At 71.5% G+C, this 19,720-nt stretch carries 17 protein-coding genes; 12 read left to right on the top strand and 5 right to left on the bottom strand.

Annotated features, from left to right (window positions below; translation table 11 throughout):
- Nucleotide 1: 1 nt before the first annotated feature.
- Together miv_RS17300 and miv_RS17295 are read left to right on the top strand one after the other, a co-directional pair.
- Complete coding sequence (locus miv_RS17300; protein ID WP_207177912.1) at nt 2-1,015, top strand: MraY family glycosyltransferase; 1,014 nt, start codon at nt 2-4, stop codon at nt 1,013-1,015.
- The gene (locus tag miv_RS17295; RefSeq protein ID WP_207177911.1) at nt 1,012-1,935 is read left to right on the top strand and encodes an NAD-dependent epimerase/dehydratase family protein; all 924 of its coding nucleotides are present in this window, start codon (nt 1,012-1,014) and stop codon (nt 1,933-1,935) included. The genes miv_RS17300 and miv_RS17295 overlap by 4 nt, the downstream gene beginning before the upstream one ends.
- A gap of 23 nt (nt 1,936-1,958) precedes the next feature.
- Here miv_RS17295 and miv_RS17290 read toward each other — a convergent pair whose 3' ends face one another.
- The 4 genes from miv_RS17290 to rpoZ all read right to left on the bottom strand — a co-directional run bounded on the left by miv_RS17290 (nt 1,959) and on the right by rpoZ (nt 6,492).
- Entirely contained in the window at nt 1,959-2,639 is a 681-nt protein-coding gene (locus miv_RS17290) for a LabA-like NYN domain-containing protein (protein WP_048430871.1), read from the bottom strand.
- A 212-nt stretch (nt 2,640-2,851) separates the two neighbouring features.
- Nucleotides 2,852-3,442, bottom strand: a complete 591-nt coding sequence (gene pyrE / locus miv_RS17285; RefSeq protein ID WP_048430872.1) for an orotate phosphoribosyltransferase — start codon at nt 3,440-3,442, stop codon at nt 2,852-2,854.
- Between the two features lie 87 nt (nt 3,443-3,529).
- Complete coding sequence (locus miv_RS17280; protein ID WP_207177910.1) at nt 3,530-5,791, bottom strand: RelA/SpoT family protein; 2,262 nt, start codon at nt 5,789-5,791, stop codon at nt 3,530-3,532.
- A 290-nt stretch (nt 5,792-6,081) separates the two neighbouring features.
- Complete coding sequence (gene rpoZ, locus miv_RS17275; protein ID WP_048430874.1) at nt 6,082-6,492, bottom strand: DNA-directed RNA polymerase subunit omega; 411 nt, start codon at nt 6,490-6,492, stop codon at nt 6,082-6,084.
- 529 nt (nt 6,493-7,021) lie between these two features.
- On the opposite strand from rpoZ, the gene fabD reads away from it, so the two are divergent.
- The 4 genes from fabD (at nt 7,022) to fabF (ending at nt 10,549) form a co-directional block, all read left to right on the top strand.
- Nucleotides 7,022-7,957 (top strand): ACP S-malonyltransferase, encoded by a 936-nt coding sequence (fabD, locus tag miv_RS17270; RefSeq protein ID WP_207177909.1) that lies wholly within the window; start codon nt 7,022-7,024, stop codon nt 7,955-7,957.
- A 13-nt stretch (nt 7,958-7,970) separates the two neighbouring features.
- Complete coding sequence (fabG, locus tag miv_RS17265) at nt 7,971-8,708, top strand: 3-oxoacyl-[acyl-carrier-protein] reductase (RefSeq protein WP_207183525.1); 738 nt, start codon at nt 7,971-7,973, stop codon at nt 8,706-8,708.
- Nucleotides 8,709-8,992: 284 nt separating this feature from the next.
- Nucleotides 8,993-9,229 carry an acyl carrier protein gene (locus tag miv_RS17260; protein WP_048430877.1) on the top strand — a complete coding sequence of 79 codons (237 nt, stop codon included), beginning with the start codon at nt 8,993-8,995 and terminating at the stop codon, nt 9,227-9,229.
- A 63-nt stretch (nt 9,230-9,292) separates the two neighbouring features.
- On the top strand, nt 9,293-10,549 hold the full coding sequence (gene fabF, locus miv_RS17255; protein ID WP_048461184.1) for a beta-ketoacyl-ACP synthase II: 1,257 nt from the start codon (nt 9,293-9,295) through the stop codon (nt 10,547-10,549).
- A gap of 156 nt (nt 10,550-10,705) precedes the next feature.
- On the opposite strand, the gene miv_RS17250 is transcribed toward fabF, so the two are convergent.
- Entirely contained in the window at nt 10,706-11,284 is a 579-nt protein-coding gene (locus miv_RS17250) for a hypothetical protein (protein ID WP_207177908.1), read from the bottom strand.
- Nucleotides 11,285-11,700: 416 nt separating this feature from the next.
- On the opposite strand from miv_RS17250, the gene mltG reads away from it, so the two are divergent.
- The 6 genes from mltG to miv_RS17220 all read left to right on the top strand — a co-directional run bounded on the left by mltG (nt 11,701) and on the right by miv_RS17220 (nt 19,628).
- Nucleotides 11,701-13,083 (top strand): endolytic transglycosylase MltG, encoded by a 1,383-nt coding sequence (gene mltG, locus miv_RS17245; protein ID WP_048461183.1) that lies wholly within the window; start codon nt 11,701-11,703, stop codon nt 13,081-13,083.
- 11 nt (nt 13,084-13,094) lie between these two features.
- Nucleotides 13,095-13,970 (top strand): YicC/YloC family endoribonuclease, encoded by an 876-nt coding sequence (locus miv_RS17240; protein WP_207177907.1) that lies wholly within the window; start codon nt 13,095-13,097, stop codon nt 13,968-13,970.
- Nucleotides 13,971-14,140: 170 nt separating this feature from the next.
- A complete protein-coding gene (gene gmk / locus miv_RS17235; RefSeq protein ID WP_207177906.1) occupies nt 14,141-14,821 on the top strand; it encodes a guanylate kinase in 681 nt (226 codons plus the stop codon).
- Nucleotides 14,822-14,932: 111 nt separating this feature from the next.
- A complete protein-coding gene (locus miv_RS17230; protein WP_207177905.1) occupies nt 14,933-16,327 on the top strand; it encodes a dihydrolipoyl dehydrogenase in 1,395 nt (464 codons plus the stop codon).
- A gap of 128 nt (nt 16,328-16,455) precedes the next feature.
- Complete coding sequence (locus miv_RS17225; RefSeq protein WP_207183524.1) at nt 16,456-19,041, top strand: histidine kinase dimerization/phosphoacceptor domain -containing protein; 2,586 nt, start codon at nt 16,456-16,458, stop codon at nt 19,039-19,041.
- Complete coding sequence (locus miv_RS17220) at nt 19,038-19,628, top strand: biliverdin-producing heme oxygenase (RefSeq protein ID WP_244748564.1); 591 nt, start codon at nt 19,038-19,040, stop codon at nt 19,626-19,628. Before miv_RS17225 ends, miv_RS17220 begins: the two co-directional genes overlap by 4 nt.
- Nucleotides 19,629-19,720: the final 92 nt, after the last annotated feature.

The raw sequence follows: 19,720 nt of genomic DNA, 5'->3' as shown, positions 1-19,720 counted from the left end.
CATGCCGCTCTCCCCCCTGGCCGCCATCCTCCTGGCCGTTTTCCTGGCCGCCGCCCTGTCGGCCGGCCTGATCGTGGCGCTTCGCCCGCTCCTGCTGCGCTACGCCCTGGCGCGGCCGAACGCCCGGTCGAGCCACCGGGTCCCGACCCCGCAGGGCGGCGGCATCGCCGTGGTGGCGGCCGCCCTCGCGGTGCTGCTCGGGTTGTCCGGCGCGACGGGGGCCGAGATCCCGGCGCTCGCCGCCGGCACCCTGGCGCTCGCGGTGGTCGGCGCCGTCGACGACATCCGGCCCCTGTCGGCGGGTTTGCGCCTGCCGCTCCAGGCGGCCTGCGTCGTGCTGGTTCTCTCGGCCTCCGGCGGTGCGCCGCTCGTCCCGGCCCTGCCGTCCTGGCTCGAATACGGGCTCGCGGTCCTGGCCGGGCTGTGGTTCGTCAACCTCGTCAACTTCATGGACGGGCTCGACTGGATGACGGTGGCCGAGATGGTGCCGGTGCTCGGCGCCCTCACGGTGTTCGGCCTTGCCGGGCACCTGCCGGGCGAGGCGACCGTGGCGGCCGCCGCCCTGCTGGGCGGGCTCCTCGGCTTCGCGCCGTTCAACCGGCCGGTCGCAAGACTCTTCCTCGGCGATGTCGGCTCGCTGCCGATCGGCCTCCTCGTCGCCTGGATCCTCTACCGGCTCGCCGGGGAAGGGGGCTTGGCCGCCGCGATCCTGCTGCCGCTCTACTACCTCGCCGACGCGACCCTGACCCTGGGCCGCCGGGCGCTCGCGGGCGAGCCGGTCTGGCAGGCCCATCGCAGCCACTTCTACCAGCGCGCCACCACGAACGGCCGCGCGGTGCCGGTCGTGGTCGGCGCGGTGTTCGGGCTCAACCTCGCCCTGGCGCTGCTGGCCGGCATCACCCTGGCGGCGCCGGGCTGGCCGGTCTCCCTGGCGAGCCTCGCCCTCGGTGCCGGGCTCGTCGCGGCCCTGCTCCGGCTCTTCGCCCTGCCCGCCACCCGGACGCCCCCCGCATGACCGCACCCCTCGTCGCGCTGACCGGCTCGACCGGCTTCATCGGCCGCCACCTCCTGACGGCGCTCGCCGCCCGGGGCTACCGGGTGCGGGTGCTGCTGCGCCGCCCCGTCGACCTGCCGCCGGGGATCAGCGGCGCGGTGGTCGGCGACCTCGCCCGGCCGCAGAACATGGCGGCGGCCCTCTCCGGGGCCGACGCGGTGGTGCATTCCGCCGGCCTCGCCCACGCGATGTCGGGGGCGCCGGAGGACGATTACCGGACCCTCAACACCGAGGCGACGCGGGGTCTCGCGCAGGCCGCCGCCCGCGCCCGGGTGCGCCGCTTCGTGTTCCTGTCCTCGATCCGGGCGCAGTCCGGCCCTTGCGCCGACGGCGTCCTCACCGAGGCCGACGCCCCGGCCCCGACCGATGCTTACGGCCGCTCGAAGCTCGCCGCCGAGGAGGCGCTCGCCGGGATCGACATCGATTACGCCGCCTTGCGCCCGGTGCTGGTCTACGGGCCGGGCCAGAAGGGCAACATGGCGGCGCTGATGCGGCTCGCGCGCATGCCGTACCCGCTCCCCCTCGGGGGGCTGTCCGGGCGGCGCTCCCTCGTCTCGGTCGAGTCCCTCGGCGACGCGGTCGATGCGGTGCTGCGGGCGCCCGGGCCGCTGCGCCGGCCGCTGATCGTCGCCGAAGCCGAGTCGGTGAGCGTGCCGGAGATGATCGGGGCCCTGCGGGCCGGGCTCGGCCGCCGGCCCGCCCTCGTGCCGGTGCCGGAAGCCCTCCTCGGCGCCGCCCTGGCCCTGACCGGGCGGCGCGACCTGCGCGAGCGGCTGGCCGGTTCGCTCGTCGCCCGGGCGGCGGGCCTCGCGGCGCTCGGCTGGAGCGCGCCGGTCGAGACCCGGCGCGGCCTGGAGGATCTGGCGCGGGCCGGCGGCTGACGGCCGGCCCCGCGCCGGACGGATCAATCCTCGGCGTCGTCCTCGTCGTTCTGGCGGATGCCGTAGCGGTTCTCGAGGTTGACGCTCGGGCGGGGCGCCTCGCGGGGAGACGCGTCCCGGGGCGCGTAGTCCCGCGGGCCGTCCGGGCCCAGCGAGCGGGGCGGGCGGGCCGGGCGCTCGCCCTGGTCGCGGCCGATGCGGGGAATCAGCTGCACGATGTCGACGAAGTCGTCGGCCTGGCGGCGCAGCTCGTCGGCGACCATCGGCGGCTGGGTCTGCACCGTCGAGACCACGGTCACCCGCACGCCGCGGCGCTGCATCGCCGCCACCAGGGGCCGGAAGTCGCCGTCGCCGGAGAACAGCACCATGTGGTCGATATAGGGGCTGAGCTCCATGGCATCGATCGTCAGCTCGATGTCCATGTTGCCCTTGATCTTGCGCCGGCCGGTGGAGTCGGTGAACTCCTTCACGGGCTTCGTGACGACCCGGTAGCCGTTGTAGTCGAGCCAGTCGATCAGCGGGCGGATCGAGGAATATTCCTGATCCTCGACCAGGGCCGTGTAGTAGAACGCGCGCACCAGATTCTCGCGCGCCTTGAAATCGGCGAGGAGCTTGCGATAATCGATGTCGAAGCCGAGGGCCTTGGTGGTCGCGTAGATGTTGGCGCCGTCGATGAACAGGGCGCTCCGTGACGTATTGGGCATTCGATGTCCTTGAAAGGTGCGGTACGGCCGCACGAAAAGAATGACTTGCGAGTAAAGCCGCTACGAGCAATGCACTGCCCCCGGAGTATTGAGGGCAGGGACAAACCGCGTGGGTGCCGCACACCGGGCAACGGCCGCAATCCGGCCAGCTAAGGACGCGCCGCCGCGCCTGTCAAGCGACGGCGCGGCGGCACAGCGGGGACAAGCCGGTTCTAGCCCGCCGGCAGGGCGCGGCTGCCGGGCTTCACGGCGGGGATCGCGGCGAGTTCGGGCGGCAGCTGGTCGGCCGGGTAGTTCGGGATGTCGAGGGTGACGAGGGCGACGAGCGGCATGCCGAGATCGGCCTTGCCGCCCGAGCGGTCGATCAGGCAGGCCGCGCCCACCACCTCGCCGGGCTCCTGCGTCAGCGCCGCCAGGCACTCGCGGGAGGACAGGCCGGTGGTGACGATGTCCTCGACCATCACCGCCCGGGCGCCCTTCGGGATCGTGAAGCCGCGGCGCAGGGCGAAGGGCTTGCCGGGATCGCGCTCGACGAAGATCGCCTTGGCGCCGAGCGCCCGGGCGGTCTCGTAGCCCGGCACGATGCCGCCGATCGCCGGCGAGACGACGTAGTCGACCTGGCCGTACTGCGCCTCGATCCGCTCGGCGAGCGCACCGCAGACCCGCGCGGTGCGCACCGGATCGGTGAAGATCGCCATCTTCTGCAGGAACACGGCGCTGTGCAGCCCGGAGGAGAGCACGAAATGGCCCTCCAGCAGGGCGCCGGCGGAGCGGAATTCGGCGAGGACGTCGTCGGAGGTCATGGAAGCCTTCAGCGGTCGGCGGGGATCACTGAGCCGGGGCTTGTGGCAGCCTGCCGGCCCCGGTGCAATCCTGCCCGTTCGCTCGTCTCACCCGTTCACCCGGTCGACCCGGCTGACCACCCGCTTGGCCCTGAGCTCCGACACGATGGCGTTGAGGTGCTTCAGGTCCCAGACCGCGAGGTCGATCGTCACGTCGGTGAAGTCCTGGGTCCGGCGCTTCATCGAGATGTTGTCGATGTTGCCGTCGTGATCGGCGATCACCTGGGCGATCTGGGCGAAGCTGCCGGGCTCGTTGATCGATTGCAGGGCGAGCCGGGCCGGGAAGCGCTGGTTGGAGGCGCCGTCCACGTCCCAGCGCACGTCGAGCCAGCGGTCGGGCTCGTTGTCGAAGGCGGCGAGCGCCGGCGACTGGATCGGGTAGATGGTCACGCCCTCGCCCGGGGTGAGGATGCCGACGATCCGGTCTCCCGGCACCGCACCTCCGTCGGGGGCGAAGCGCACCAGGAGGTCGCGGTCGAGGCCGCGGATCGGGATCGCGCCGTCCTCCGGAGCCGCGCCGCCGGGGCCGGCTTCCTTGCCGCCGGAATCCTTGCCGGCCGCGTCCTTGCCCGGCCAGGTGAGCCGCACCGTCTGGTCCTTGTCGAGGGACAGGCGCCCGGCGCCGGTGACGTGCGGCCGCGGACCGGTCGGGGCAGGCTGGCTCGCCGCGCGGCGTTCGTCCTTGTAGTCGGGATAGACCGCCTTCACGACGTCGCCGGAGAACATCTCGCCCCGGCCGACCGCCGCGAACACGTCCTCGGTCGACTGGCGGGCGAGGCGGGGCAGGGCGCCGCGCAGCTTCTCGTCGGAAAAATTCTTGCCGGCGCGCTCGAAGGCGCGGTCGAGGATCTGGCGCCCGAGACCCGCATATTGCCGGCGCACCGCCGAGCGGGTGGCGCGCCGGATCGCGGCGCGCGCCTTGCCGGTGACGACGAGGGATTCCCAGGCCGCCGGCGGGATCTGGCCGTCGGCCCGCGCGATCTCGACCTCGTCGCCGTTCTGCAATTCGGTCAGCAGCGGCGCGATGCGGCCGTTGATCTTGGCCCCCACCGCGGTGTTGCCGACGTCGGTATGGACCGCGTAGGCGAAGTCGATCGGGGTGGCGCCCCGGGGGAGCGCGATCAGCCGGCCCTTCGGGGTGAAGCAGAAGACCTGGTCCTGGAACAGCTCGAGCTTGGTGTGCTCCAGGAATTCTTCCGGGCTGTCGCCCTCGGCGAGCAGCTCGATGGTGCGGCGCAGCCACTGGTAGGCGCCGCTCTCGGTCGCGAGATGCGGCGCGCCGTCCTTGTAGAGGGCATGCGCGGCGATGCCGTACTCGCCGATCTCGTCCATCGCGGTGGTGCGGATCTGGAGCTCGACGCGCTGGCTCTTCGGTCCGATCACGGTGGTGTGGATCGACCGGTAGTCGTTCTGCTTGGGGGTCGAGATGTAGTCCTTGTAGCGACCCGGCACCATCGGCCAGGTCGTGTGGACGACGCCGAGCGCCCGGTAGCAGGTATCGACCGTGTCGACGATCACCCGGAAGCCGAAGATGTCCGAGAGCTGCTCGAACGCGACCGACTTGCGCTCCATCTTGCTCCAGATCGAGTACGGGCGCTTCTGCCGTCCCTTGACGGTCGCGGTGATGCCGGCATGCGCCAGCTTGGCGATCAGGTCGCGCTCGATGCTCTCGACGAGGCGCTCGGATTTCGCCGAGAGGTCGGCGAGGCGCTTGGCGATCGTCGCGTAGACGTCGGGCTTCAGGTTGACGAAGGAGAGGTCTTCCAGCTCCTCGCGCAGCTCCTGCATGCCCATGCGGCTCGCCAGCGGCGCGTAGATGTCGAGGGTCTCCTGCGCGATGCGGGCGCGCTTCTCCGCCGGCATGTGCTGCAGGGTGCGCATGTTGTGCAGCCGGTCGGCGAGCTTGACCAGCAGCACCCGCACGTCCGCCGCGATGGCGAGCAGGAGCTTGCGGAAGTTCTCGCCCTGCGCCGCCCGCTTCGAGACGAGGTCGAGTCGCTTGATCTTGGTGAGCCCGTCGACGAGCGTGCCGATCTCCGGCGAGAAGACCCGGTTGATCTCGTCCAGGGTGGCGGCGGTGTCCTCCACCGTGTCGTGCAGCACCGCCGCCACGATGGTGGCATCGTCGAGCCGCAGGTCGGTCAGGATGGCCGCCACCTCGAGCGGGTGGGCGAAGAACGGGTCCCCGGAGGCGCGCTTCTGCGTGCCGTGCGCCCGCATCGCGTAGACGTAGGCCCGGTTCAGCAGCCCCTCGTCGGCGCCGGGATTGTAGGCCTTGACCCGCTCGACGAGCTCGTACTGGCGCATCATCCGCCGTTGGTCTCCTTGCAGCGCGCGACGGGTGCCGGGCCTTGGGGCCCGGCGCGGGGGCGTCGCGGCGTACCGGATCCTGATCCGGTTGCGCTGAACGCCGACGACGCTTGTGGAGGTCCGGATGGGAATATCGAGCCGAACGTGCGGTCGCGCCAGCCCCTAAACGTCGCGGCAGCCCCGCTTTCACGGGCGGCGGACACGAAAAAACCCGGCCTCTCGGCCGGGTTCGGGACTCGTTGCCGGGACGATGCCGTCCCGCCGGGGCGCGAACCGCCCCCGCGGGGGCGTCAGTCGCCCTCTTCTTCCGTCTCGGTCGGGGGCGCGAGGTTCTCGAGGCCGCGCAGCAGGTCCTCTTCGCTCATCCGGTCGAACTGGATGTCGTCGCCGTCGCCCGAGGCCTGCGGCGCCACCGCGGCGGCGGCCGGCGAGCTCGACAGCAGCGGCACCGTCTCGGCCTCCGGCTCGTCGACCTCGACGTATTTCTGCAGCGAGTGGATCAGCTGCTCCTTGAGGTCGTCCGGCGTGATGGTCTCGTCGGCGATCTCGCGCAGGGCCACGACCGGGTTCTTGTCGCGGTCGCGGTCGATGGTGAGGGGAGCGCCGGAGGAGAGCAGGCGAGCCCGGTGGCCGGCGAGCAGCACCAGCTCGAAGCGGTTCTCGACCTTGTCGATGCAGTCCTCAACGGTGACGCGAGCCATGCGCGACCCCTTCCTTGGTCAAACGAAAATCTCGGAGTAGCGGCCTCCCTACACGACATGCCGTTTTGCAACAAGCGCTTGGTGGGGATGGGGACGGCGTGGGTCTGTGCAGGGCGGATGGGTACAGTCAATGGCGCGGGTTTTTCCCTCCCCCCTCTGCGGGGGAGGGTGCCCCGCGGATGCGGGGCGGGAGAGGGGAACCACGCTTCAGAATATGGCAGAGCCTTCGTGAAGGGCGCCCACCTGGAACAGCGTCGCGCCACCCCTCTCCCGGCTCACTGCGTTCGCCACCCTCCCCCGCAGAGGGGGGAGGGGGAAACCCGCGCCGTGTCTTCTTGTCGAACAGCCCGGCCTCCGCAGAGACCCATGCGAGCGATCATGTCCGGCTCGCACGATTCCCCCGAACGCGGCGATGAATTTTTACGGTCCGGCCACGCTTGACTAGCGCCTGCCGCTCTGCGACTGGCGCCGCCCAATCGCTGCGTCCCGCAGCCGCATCGACTCAATTCAGGGCAGGAAACACCCGCACGTGTCGCGCGCCTTCATCTTTCCGGGCCAGGGCAGCCAGGCCGTCGGCATGGGCTCGGCCCTCGCCCAGGATCACGCCGCCGCCCGCGCCGTCTTCGCCGAGGTCGACGAGGCCCTGGGCCAGAACCTCTCGCGCCTGATGTTCGAGGGCCCGGCGGAGGAGCTGACCCTCACCGCCAACGCCCAGCCGGCCCTGATGGCGTCCAGCATCGCGGTGCTGCGGGTGCTGGAGGCCGAGCGCGGCCTCGACCTCGCCCGGGACGTGGCGTTCGTGGCCGGTCACTCGCTCGGCGAGTACAGCGCCCTCGCCGCCGCTGGCAGCCTGTCGCTGGCCGATGCGGCGCGCCTGCTGCGCCTGCGCGGCGAGGCGATGCAGAAGGCGGTGCCGGTGGGTTCGGGCGCCATGGCGGCGCTGCTCGGCCTCGACGTCGAGGCGGCGGCCGAGGTGGCGGCGCAGGCCCGCGAGGGCGACGTCTGCGACGTGGCGAACGACAACGGCGCCGGCCAGGTCGTGGTGTCGGGCCACCGCGCGGCGGTCGAGCGGGCGGTCGCCCTGGCGCAGGGCCGCGGCGCCAAGCGCGCGGTGATGCTCAACGTCTCGGCGCCGTTCCATTGCGGCCTGATGGCGCCCGCCGCCGAGGCGATGCGCGAGGCGCTCGCCCGCGTCGACCTGCGCCCCGCCAAGGTGCCGGTGATGGCCAACGTGCTGGCCGCCCCGATCGCCGAGCCGGCGGCGCTCCGCGACGCCCTGGTGGAGCAGGTCACCGGCACCGTGCGCTGGCGCGAATGCGTGGCGGCCATGGCCGCGGCCGGCGTCGACGCCTTCTACGAGATCGGCACCGGCAAGGTGCTGTCGGGCCTCGTCAAGCGCATCGCGGCGGGCTCCTCGGCCACGCCGGTCGGCACCTCGGCCGAGGTCGCGGCCTTCACGCTCTGAGAAAGTGACCAGCATGTTCGATCTCGGCGGCCGCAAAGCCCTCGTCACCGGCGCCACCGGCGGCCTCGGCGGCGCCATCGCCCGCTCCCTTCACGCCCAGGGCGCCCACGTGGCGATCTCGGGCACCCGGCGGGAGGCCCTGGAGGCGCTCGCGGGCGAGCTCGGCGAGCGGGTCCACGTCCTGGAGGCCAACCTCTCCGACACCGCGGCGGTCGAGGCCCTGGTGCCGGCGGCGGAAGCCGCGCTCGGCGGGCTCGACGTGCTCGTCAACAATGCCGGCATCACCCGCGACAACCTCTTCCTGCGCATGAAGGACGAGGAGTGGGACAGCGTGATCGCCGTGAACCTGACGGCGGCCTTCCGGCTGTCGCGGGCGGCGGTGAAGGGCATGATGAGGCGTCGCTACGGCCGCATCGTCAACATCGGCTCGGTGGTGGGCGCGACCGGCAATGCCGGGCAGGGCAACTACGCCGCCGCCAAGGCCGGCCTCGTCGGCCTCACCAAGGCGCTGGCCGCCGAGGTGGCGAGCCGGAAGATCACCGTCAACTGCATCGCGCCGGGCTTCATCACCTCGCCGATGACCGACGTGCTGAACGACAAGCAGCGCGAGGGCATCCTCGCCACGGTGCCGATGGGGCGCCTCGGCGAGGGCGCCGAGATCGCGGCCGCCGCCGTCTACCTCGCCTCCGACGAGGCGGCCTACGTCACCGGGCAGACGCTGCACGTCAACGGCGGCATGGCGATGTACTGACGGCGATCGACGGCGTCGGACCGGCGGGTTGTCCCCAGGGCACGGGGCCCATTCCTCCGGCGGGGCACGGTTCCTTAACCGGAGCTGAAGCGGGCCTCGCCAGGGCGGAATCCCTGTGTTAAGCACCCGCCGGCCGTGCAAGGGGATTGACGGACCGGCCGTCCGCGGCTTTTCCACGACACGCGCGACCGGTGCGCCGGCCGCATGACGAACTCTCCCCGGGGCTCCGCCCGCACGCGGCGGCTCCGAACAGTTCCACGAGCAGTAACTTAAGGACCTACACGATGAGCGATATCGCGGACCGGGTGAAGAAGATCGTCGTCGATCACCTGGGCGTCGAGCCCGAGAAGGTGACCCCGAACGCGAACTTCATCGACGATCTGGGCGCCGACAGCCTCGACACCGTCGAGCTGGTGATGGCGTTCGAGGAAGAGTTCAACGTCGAGATCCCGGACGACGCCGCCGAGACGATCCAGACGGTCGGCGACGCGATCAAGTTCCTCGAGAAGAACGCCGGCTGATCGCCGCGATCCTCCGCTAACAGGTAGAACGCTTCCGTCATGGGATCGGGTCGGGATAACGCGATGCGTCGAGTCGTCGTCACGGGCCTCGGAATGGTGTCGCCGCTGGGAAGCAGCGTCGACGTCACGTGGAGCCGCCTCATCGAGGGGCAAAGCGGTGCCGCCCGCGTCGAGGCCTTCGACGTCTCGGATCTGGCGTGCAAGATCGCCTGCTCGATCCCGCTTGGCGACGGCAGCGACGGCACCTTCAATCCCGACACGTGGATGGAAGCCAAGGAGCAGCGCAAGGTCGACCCCTTCATCGTCTACGCGATGGCGGCGGCCGGCCAGGCGCTCGACGACGCCGACTGGCACCCGACCTCGCACGAGGATCAGTGCGCCACCGGCGTCCTCATCGGCTCCGGCATCGGCGGCATCGGCGGCATCTACGATGCCTCGGTGACGCTGTTCGAGAAGGGGCCGCGGCGGATCTCGCCGTTCTTCATCCCAGGCCGGATCATCAACCTGGCCTCCGGCCAGGTCTCGATCGCCCACGGCCTGAAGGGCCCGAACCACTCCGTGGTGACGGCCTGCTCCACCGGCGCCCATGCCATCGGCGACGCCGCGCGCCTCGTCGCGCTCGGCGACGCCGACGTGATGCTGGCCGGCGGCGCCGAATCGCCGATCAACCGGCTCTCGCTCGCGGGCTTCGCCGCCTGCCGGGCGCTCTCTACCGGATTCAACGACGAGCCGCAGCGCGCCTCCCGCCCCTACGACCGCGACCGCGACGGGTTCGTGATGGGCGAGGGCGCCGGCGTGGTGGTGCTCGAGGAGTACGAGCACGCCAAGGCCCGCGGTGCCAAGATCTACGCCGAGGTGATCGGCTACGGCCTCTCGGGCGACGCCTACCACATCACCTCGCCCTCGCCGGACGGCGACGGAGCCTTCCGCTGCATGAGCGCGGCGGTCAAGCGCGCCGGCATCACGCCCTCCGAGATCGACTACATCAACGCCCACGGCACCTCGACCCCGCTCGGCGACGAGCTGGAGCTGAAGGCGGTCGAGCGCCTGCTCGGCAACGCCACCGACGTGGCGATGTCCTCGACCAAGTCCGCCACCGGCCACCTGCTCGGCGCCGCCGGCGCGATCGAGGCGATTTTTTCCGTGCTGGCGATCCGCGACGGCGTGGTGCCGCCGACCCTCAACCTCGACAATCCCTCGGTCGAGACCGCGATCGACCTCGTGCCGCACAAGGCGCAGAAGCGGAACGTCGACATCGCGCTGTCGAACTCCTTCGGCTTCGGCGGTACCAACGCGTCGCTGATCCTGCGGCGGGTCTGACGACCTTTTGCTCGCGCGAGGCGCATCCAAGATATTCCTCGCGCGGCACCAGGCGGATACGACTTTCCAGGTCGACAAACCCGGCTTCGCCCCGGCCATCCATCGCATGCGAAACGGCTCCCGGACCCCAACGCCCGGGAGCTGCTTTTCTTTTAGTCAGAAGATCCGCGTGACGGGCTGCCCGGGGATGACCTCGGGCTTGGGTAGGCACGCCGACTTCCCTTTGTCGCCGCACACTTTCATGCGCTCGGCAAAGAGTTCCAGCTCCTTGAACGGACTGTAGACGAGCCCGTCGCCACATTGCTCGGGATCGGTAAGCCCGGCCTGTCCGATGGCGGGATTGATCCGTGTCGTCTTTGTCCCGAGCTGGCTCGCCGTCATCACGAAGCACCGCGTGCGGTTGGGGCCGTTCGGATTGATGAATGGATTGATCCGGGCCGAGTAGGCAGCCCGGACCGGGAACCGGACGACGACGGATACCGCCGACCCGAAGAGCGTAGGCCCGTAGTAAGGAGGGCTGATCTCGGGGCGGCCCGCGCCATCCTCCATGTACCCGTCGAGCGCGATTTCACCCAGAAGGCGCCGATAATCATGCGGCAGCTTTGGTGCATCCGGCGGAATTTCGGGAGGTTGCCGAATTGTGATGGGCGACGGTCCCGTGTTGGTTGACGTCTGACAAGCCGAAAGTGTCGCTCCCGCCAGCAGGCAGGCGATGATCAAGGGTGTCGTGCGCATCGTCGAGTGTAGATCCCGGCAGGAGGGAAAAAAGTGCGGTCCCTCTCGGCGACCTCAGGGGCGCTCGCCGGCCCAGCTCGACGGATCACGGTCGTCGATTGCGCCCCGTCGCGAGAAAAAACCATAAGTTACATCTCTTAAGGCCGAGCTTGTCGCAAGGGAAGATGTTTCCTGTCGGTTTCGCGAGATACGTCGGTCACCTCAGTCCCGGTCCCGTGCGGCGAGGTTCGCGCCCGGGCGATGCGGTCCCGAGGTGCCCCATGCCGGTCCAGGACGTCGGTGAGAACGGATCTCGCCCCGGTGCGCGCGGCTCCATTTCGCCATAAAAGTTGCTAGGGTCTCGGTCGATTTCCGCCCCATCGGGCCGGCATGCGCGTCCACCGGCCGGTTCCCGGACGCGCCACGACAGGACCGCCATGTTTCGCAGATCGAAGACGCAGGCTCCGGCGCCGAGCGCGCCGGAGCCGGTCAGCCAGCCGAACCGGCTCGCCCCGCGCAGCCCGAGCGAGGCCATCAAGCCCACCGCCGCCCCGCCCCCGCCGGAGAAGCCGGTGCGCGAGCGCGGCGGCCTGCTCTCGGCGGTGAGCGGCCTCCTGACCCTGTTCGTCATCCTCGGCCTCGGCGCCATCCTGGGGATCGTGGTCCTGGAGCGCCAGACCAACGAGGCGGGGCCGCTGCCCGCCGACAAGGTCGTGGTGGTGCCCCGCTCCAGCGTCGGCGAGATGGCGGACCTGCTCCAGCGCGAGGGGGTGATCGGCCATCCGATGCTGTTCGAGCTGACCGCCCGCTTCGGCCGCAAGGCGGCGCTCAAGGCCGGCGAGTACAACTTCAAGGCCCATGCCAGCATCGACGACGTGGTCGACGTGCTGGTGCAGGGCCGGCCGGTCCAGCACGCCATCACCTTCCCGGAAGGCCTGACGAGCGAGCAGATCGTCGCCCGCCTCAACGACAACGACGTGCTCACCGGCGACATCAACGAGACCCCGCCCGAGGGCTCGCTCCTGCCCGACACCTACAAGTTCGAGCGCGGCGATTCTCGCCAGAAGATCCTCAACCTGATGCGCACCAAGCAGCGTGAGGTTCTCAACCAGATCTGGGCCCGCCGCTCGCCGGACGTGCCGGTGCGCACGCCCCAGGAGATGGTCACGCTGGCCTCGATCGTCGAGAAGGAGACCGGCCGGGCCGACGAGCGGCCCCGCGTCGCCGGGGTGTTCGTCAACCGGCTGCAGAAGCGGATGCGGCTGCAATCGGATCCCACCATCGTGTACGGGCTCGTCGGCGGCCGCGGCACCCTCGGGCGCGGCATCCTGCGCTCCGAGATCGACCGGGTGACGCCCTACAACACCTACGCGATCGAAGGCCTGCCGCCGGGGCCGATCGCCAATCCGGGCCGGGCGGCGCTCGAGGCGGTGGCGAATCCGTCCCGCACCAAGGAGCTGTTCTTCGTCGCCGACGGCACCGGCGGCCACGTCTTCTCCGAGACGCTGGAGGCCCACAACCGCAACGTCGCCCGCTGGCGCCAGGTCGAGAAGGCCAAGGCCGCCGCCGATCCGGCCTCGACGGTCGGCGTCGACAAGGTCGAGCCGCCGGCGCAGGCCGATCCGGCGGCCGCGGGCGCCGCCCTACCCCCGCGCACCGCCCTGCCGGGGGCGCCGCTCGCCTATGACGGCTCCGACGCGACCGCGGCCTCCCGCTCGCGCGCCTTCGACGCCTCGGAGGGGACGGCCCGCGACCCCCTGCGCAACAAGACCTTCGATCTGAACTCGCCCAAGACCGTCCCGGTCCTGCGCAACCCCTGAGCGCGCACACGATGACCATCGCCAGCATGACGGGCTTTGCCCGCGAGGCCGGAACCACCGGGCCCACGCATTGGGCCTGGGAGCTCAAGAGCGTCAATGGCCGCGGCCTCGAGGTCCGGGTCCGGGTGCCGGCGGGCCTCGATTCGGTCGGAGAGGAGGCTCGGGCCGGAGTGCAGAAGCGTCTCGGCCGCGGCACCTGCCACCTCACCCTGACCCTGTCGCGGGCCGAGGCCGCGCCGCGGGTGCGCATCAACGAGGCCCTGCTCGCATCCCTGGCCGAGGCGGTGACCCGGGTGCCGATGCCGCTCGGCATCACGCTGCCCTCCGTCGACGGATTGCTCGGGATCCGCGGCGTGATCGAGGTCGAGGAGGAGGCGAGCGACGACGAGGCCCTGCGGCGCGACCTCGCGGCCGCCGCCCTCCGGCTCGTCGACGCCTTGGCCGAGGGCCGCCGCGCCGAGGGGCGGGCACTCGCGGCGGTCATCGGCGGACAGCTCGCCGCCATGGCGGACCTCGTCGAGGCCGCGGAGGCCTGCCCCGCCCGCCAGCCGGAGGCCGTGAAGGCCCGTCTCGCCGCCCAGGTCGCGGCCCTGATGGAGGCCGGCAGCTTCGATCCGGCGCGCCTGCACCAGGAGGCCGTCCTCCTCGCCGCCCGCGCCGACGTCCGGGAGGAGATCGACCGCCTGCGCGCCCACCTCGCCGCCGCCCGCGAGCTGCTCGCGGCCGGGGGCGCCGTCGGCCGACGGCTCGACTTCCTGGCCCAGGAACTCGGCCGCGAGTCGAACACCCTCTGCGCCAAGGCCAACGACGTCTCGCTCTCGCGCATCGGCCTCGACCTCAAGGCGGTGGTCGAGCAGTTCCGCGAGCAGGTGCAGAACATCGAGTAGGGCCAACCATCGGGGCGGCCGGCTTGTCCCGTCCCGCCCGCATCTCTCCGGTTGCGCGTGCGGCGGACCGGCGGCATTGGGATGGAACGGATGGGCGGGCCTGCCTCGCGGCGGGACGAGACGGACGGCGACTGGCGCGTCCGGACCGGCGACAAGGGTGATGCAACGCGATGGTGGCGAAGGTGGGCTCCGAACTCCTGAAGGCCCCGGTGGCGCGCCGGGGCCTGGTGCTGATCCTGTCCTCGCCCTCGGGGGCGGGCAAGACCACCCTGACCCGGGCGCTGGCGCAGCGGCCCGAATGGGGTCTCGAGCTGTCGGTCTCGGTCACCACCCGGGCGCGCCGCCCCTCGGAGATCGACGGCCAGCACTACCGCTTCATCGACCGGGACGCCTTCGAGCACCTGCGTGAGCGCGACGACCTGCTCGAATGGGCCGAGGTCCATGGCAACTATTACGGCACGCCGCGCAGTCCGGTGGAGAAGGCGCTGGCCGCCGGCCGCGACATGATCTTCGACATCGATTACCAGGGCACCCGCCAGGTGCGGGGCAAGCTGCGCGACGACGTCGTCACCATCTTCATCCTGCCGCCCAGCATGGCCGAGCTGCGCCGTCGCCTGGAGCGCCGGGCCGAGGATTCCGCCGAGACGATCGAGCGCCGCCTGCTCAATGCCCGCACCGAGATCGAGCGCTGGTCCGAATACGATTACGTGCTGGTCAACGACGACCTCGACCGCTCGTTCAAGACCCTGGAGGCGATCCTCGCCGCCGAGCACCTGCGCCGGGAGCGTCAGGTCGGCTTGTCCGGCTTCGTGAACCGGCTCCTCGCCGAGGACGGCGCTCCGGGGGCCTGACGGCCCGGAACGACCTGACGCGCGGGAACGAATCGTTCACGATCGAAGTTGCCCGGAGGCACACCGCGCCGTCGCCGCTCTGCCGCGCCGTGCGGTCCGAGGGGAAGACAGATGCGTGAACTGACCTGCGACGTGGCGGTCATCGGGGCCGGCACGGCCGGGCTCGCGGCCTACGATGCGGCCGCCAAGGCCGGCGCCCGCGCGGTCCTGATCGAGCGCGGCCCCGGCGGCACCACCTGCGCCCGGGTCGGCTGCATGCCCTCGAAACTCCTGATCGAGGCGGCAAGCGCCGCGTACGACGCGCGCCACGCGGGCGTCTTCGGCGTCGAGGTCGGCGAGGTCCGGATCGACGGCGCCGCCGTGATGCGGCGGGTGCGGGCCCTGCGCGACGATTTCGTCGCCTCCGTCCTCGACGGGCTCGACCGCATCCCGGACGAGCAGCGCGTCTCCGGCACCGCCCGCTTCGCCGACCCGGCGACGCTGCTGGTCGACGATCATACCCGGATCGTTCCGGGCGCGGTGGTGATCGCGACGGGGTCGAGCCCGAGCCTGCCGCCGCCCCTGCATCCGATCGCGGACCGGGTGCTCACCACCGACACCCTGTTCGAGATCGAGACGCTGCCGGATTCCCTCGCGGTGCTGGGCGCCGGCGCCGTCGGCCTCGAACTCGCCCAGGCCATGACCCGTCTCGGCGTACGGGTCACCCTCCTCGATCCGGCCGACGCGGTCGGCGGCATCCGCGATCCCGAGGTCGGGGCACGCGCCGCCGCGCTCCTCTCGGCCGAGATCGACCTGCGGCTCGGCGCGACCGTCGAGACCGCGGAGGCGCAGGGCGACGGCGTGCGGCTGACCTGGCGCCTCGCCTCGGGCGAGCGGGGCGAGGGCACCTTCGCGCGGGTGCTCGCCGCTGCGGGACGCCCGCCGAACCTGTCCGACCTCGACCTCGCGGCGGCCGGGCTCGACGACCCGGAGGAGGACGGCCTGCCGGACTTCAACCCGCGCACCCTGCAATGCGGCACCCTGCCGATCTTCATCGCGGGCGACGCCAACCACGAGCGGCCGGTGCTGCACGAGGCCCAGCGCCAGGGCTGGATCGCCGGCGGCAACGCCGCGCGCTTTCCCCAGGTCGAGGCGCCGCCGCCCTGGCCGGCCTTCAGCCTCGTCTTCACCCATCCGCAGATCGCCGCCATCGGCCGCGCCTTCGATCCCGAGGCGGCGCGCGACTGGGTGATCGGCGAGACCTCGTTCGCCGACCAGGGCCGCGCCCGGGCGATGGACCGGGCCGAAGGGCTGATCCGGGTCTATGCCGAGCCGGACGGGCGGCTCACCGGCGCGACGATGGTGGGGCCGGGCGTCGAGCACCTCGCCCACCTGATGGCGGTGGCCGTGCAGGAGGGATGGACCGCGGCGACCTTCCTCGACCGGCCCTTCTACCATCCGACCCTGGAGGAGGGGTTGCAGACAGCCGTCAGGGCGGTGGCCGAGCGCACCGGCGGTACCCGGTGACGGAGCCGCCCCTCACGTGTGGGCGATACTCCGTTGCGGTTTCGTTCAGATTCGGAATCCGATAGGATGCGCGACCCGTCGCTGGACGCGCGACCGTTTCGGGCCGTCGATACCTTGGAATTCCCGTGATCGTGCCCGACCAGACGACGTCTCCAGCGATCGACCTCGACGCGCTCGCGCCGCACGAGCTCGATGCGCTCCAGCAGGGCGTGATCCAGATCGACGGCCGGGGCGTCATCCATCTCTACAACCGCGCCGAGAGCTTGTTTTCGGGCCGGCGGCCGGAGCGGGTGATCGGTCGCAACTTCTTCACCGACGTCGCCCCCTGCACCCACCTGCCGCACTTCTACGGCCGGTTCCGCGAGGGGCTGCGCCGGGGGCGGCTCGAGGACACTTTTTCGTTCGTCTACGGCTTCGACCCCAAGCCGATGCAGGTGCGGATCACCCTGCGCGACGCGGCGGTGCCGGATCGGTACTGGATCATCGCCGAGCCTGTGGAGGCCCTCGAGGCCGGGCACCGGCGCGATGCGGTCCAGGCGGCCGTGAACCAGCGGGTGCGGGCCGAACCGGTCGATCCGAGCCTGTGCGAGCGCGAACCGATCCACATCCCAGGGGCGATCCAGCCCCACGCCGTGCTGGTCGCCGCCGATGTCGACAGCCTCGCGGTGGTGGCCTGCAGCGCCAATGTCCGCGATGCGCTCGACCGCGACCCGCTCGGCCTGCCCCTCGATACGGTGCTCGGCGCCGGCCTCACCGGCCGGATCCGCGACGCTCTCCAGGGAGAGGGGGTTGATCCCGGCCGCACCGTGCGCGAGCGCGTGATGCTGTCCGCCGGCCTGCCGGTCGATGCAATGGCTCACCGCAACGGCGAGCGCATCGTCGTCGAGCTCGAACTGGCGCCGGCGCACCCCGAGGATTTCCGCGCCGCCAGCCAGCTCGACATGGAGCTCGCGGTCGGCCGGCTGCGCGGCGCCGATTCGCTCGAGGGCGCGGCCCAGGTGGCGGCGCGGGAGACCCGCGCGCTCACCGGCTTCGATTGCGTGCTGGTCTACCGCTTCGACCACGACTGGAACGGCGCCGCGATCGCCGAGGACAAGGACCCCGCCTGGAGCCGCAGCCTGCTGGGCCTGCATTTCCCCGCATCCGACATCCCGGCCCAGGCCCGGGCCCTCTACACCCGCTCGAAGAGCCGCTTCGTCATCGACCGCGACTACGTGCCGGTGCCCCTGGTCGCGACCCCCGCGACCGCCAACGCGCCGGTCGACCTCACCTTCGCCCAGTCCCGCAGCCTGTCGCCGATCCATCTCGAATACCAGCGCAACCTCGGGGTGAACGGCTCGATGTCGGTCTCGATCCTGGTCGAGGGGCGGCTCTGGGGGTTGATGATCGGCCATCATCGCCGGCCGCATTACGTCGCGCCCGAGACCCGCGCCGCCGCCACCGTGCTGGCCGACGCCTTCGCGATGCGGGTCTACGAACTCGAGAGCCGGCGCCTGTGGCAGGAGCAGCAGGCCCACCTCGCCCTCGAGAGCGAGCTCGTGCGCGAGCTCGCGCGCTCCGACGATTTCGTCAGCGCCCTCACCGAGAATACCCACACCCTCCTCGACCTGTTCGATGCGCGAGGCGCCGCCACGGTCTCGCAGGATTCCGTGCGCTGCCTCGGCGAAACTCCGCCGGCCGACGCGATCCGGGCGATCGCCGCGTGGCTGCGCGAGACCCTGCCGGCGGACCGCACCAGCTACGCCACCGCCGAGTTTCCCGCCGCGCACCCGCCGAGCGCCCCCTTCGCGGCCTGCGCCAGCGGCCTGCTCGCGGTCTTCGTCGATCCGGAGCGGCGCCACCTGCTCCTGTGGTTCCGTCCCGAGACGCCGAGCACCGTCACCTGGGGCGGCGACCCGCGCAAGCCCGTGCTCGCCGGCAGCGGGCCGGTGGCGGTGCTGCCCCGGCGCTCGTTCGAGCGCTGGGTCGAGGAGCGGCGCGGCACCTCGGAGCCGTTCGCGGCTTGGCAGGTCGGGATCGCCGAGGCGCTGGCCCAGGCGGTGGAGGGCGTGGTTTTGCGCCAGCAGCGCAAGATCAGCGAGCTGACCGGGCTCCTCGCCGACAAGGAGCGCCTGCTGGCGCAGAAGGACCTGCTCACCCGCGAGATCGACCATCGGGTCAAGAACTCGCTCCAGATCGTCTCGGCCTTCCTGCAGATGCAGCGCCGCCAGGTGACCGATCTGGCCTCGCAGGCGGCTTTTGCCGAGACCGCGGCCCGGGTGATGAGCGTGGCGCGGGTCCACGACAGCCTCTACCAGGCCGAGAGCGTCGAGGAGGTCGATCTCGGCCAAACGATCGAGAATCTCTGCGCCGACCTCGCCGGTATGGCGGGGGAGGGACATGCCGTCGACCTCGAGGCCGAGCCCGGCCTGATGGTGCCCTACCGCAAGGCGGTGGCGCTCTCGCTGATCGCCACCGAGCTGATCACCAACGCCTTCAAGTACGCCTACGCGGAGGCCGGCGGGCGCATCGCCGTGAGCGTCGCCGGCGAGGCGGAGGGGCGGATTCGCCTCTCGGTGTGCGACGAGGGCCAAGGTCTCCCGGTCGGCTGGTCGGATGCGCCGGCCCGCGGCACAGGCCTCGGCATGAAGCTGGTCCGGGCGATGCTCGACCAGATCAACGCCCGGCTCGAGGTCGAGAATCGCCCCGGCGCCTGCTTCACGGTCACGGCGTGACCGATACCGGGGTGATCGACATCCACGCCCGCCTGCGCGCCGAGACCCGGGAGGCGCACGAGGCGATCGAGCGCGACCTCGCATGGGAAACCCGCGTGTCGACCCGGGAGGGCTATCGTGGGTTGCTCGCCCGCTTCTGGGGATTTCACGCCGCCTGGGAGCCGGCCCTCGCCGAGGCTCTCGCCGACGACGCCTTCTTCGCTCCGCGCCGACGCCTCGATCGCCTCACCGAAGACCTGCGCCATCTCGGCCTCGACGACGCGACGATCCAGGCGCTTCCGCGCCCCTCGGCGCTGCCGCCGCGCGGTCGAGCCGAAGCGTTCGGCAGCCTGTACGTTCTCGAAGGCTCGACGCTCGGCGGCCAGGTCATCGCCCGCCACATCGTCCGCCAGTTCGGCCTCTGCGGCGACGAGGGCTGCCGCTACTATCGCGGATACGGCCGCGACACCGGCGCGATGTGGAAGGCCTTTCGCCTGCGCCTCGCCGAGGAGGCCGAGCTGTCCGAGCCCGACGTCATCGTCGCGTCCGCCAACCGAACCTTCGACGCGATGCGGCTCTGGCTCTGCGCCTCGTCCGGCCGCGCGTGACGGCAGGGGAGGGGGCTCTGGTCGCCGTCCTGTCGCCGAACCTTCATGAAACCGGTTGACGGGCCGAATCGGTGGGCCTATACGACCACCCA

Source organism: Methylobacterium indicum (assembly GCF_017347565.1).
Lineage (GTDB): Bacteria > Pseudomonadota > Alphaproteobacteria > Rhizobiales > Beijerinckiaceae > Methylobacterium > Methylobacterium indicum.
The sequence above is the reverse complement of the archived record's forward strand: the minus strand, read 5'-3'. Positions and strand labels throughout refer to the sequence as shown.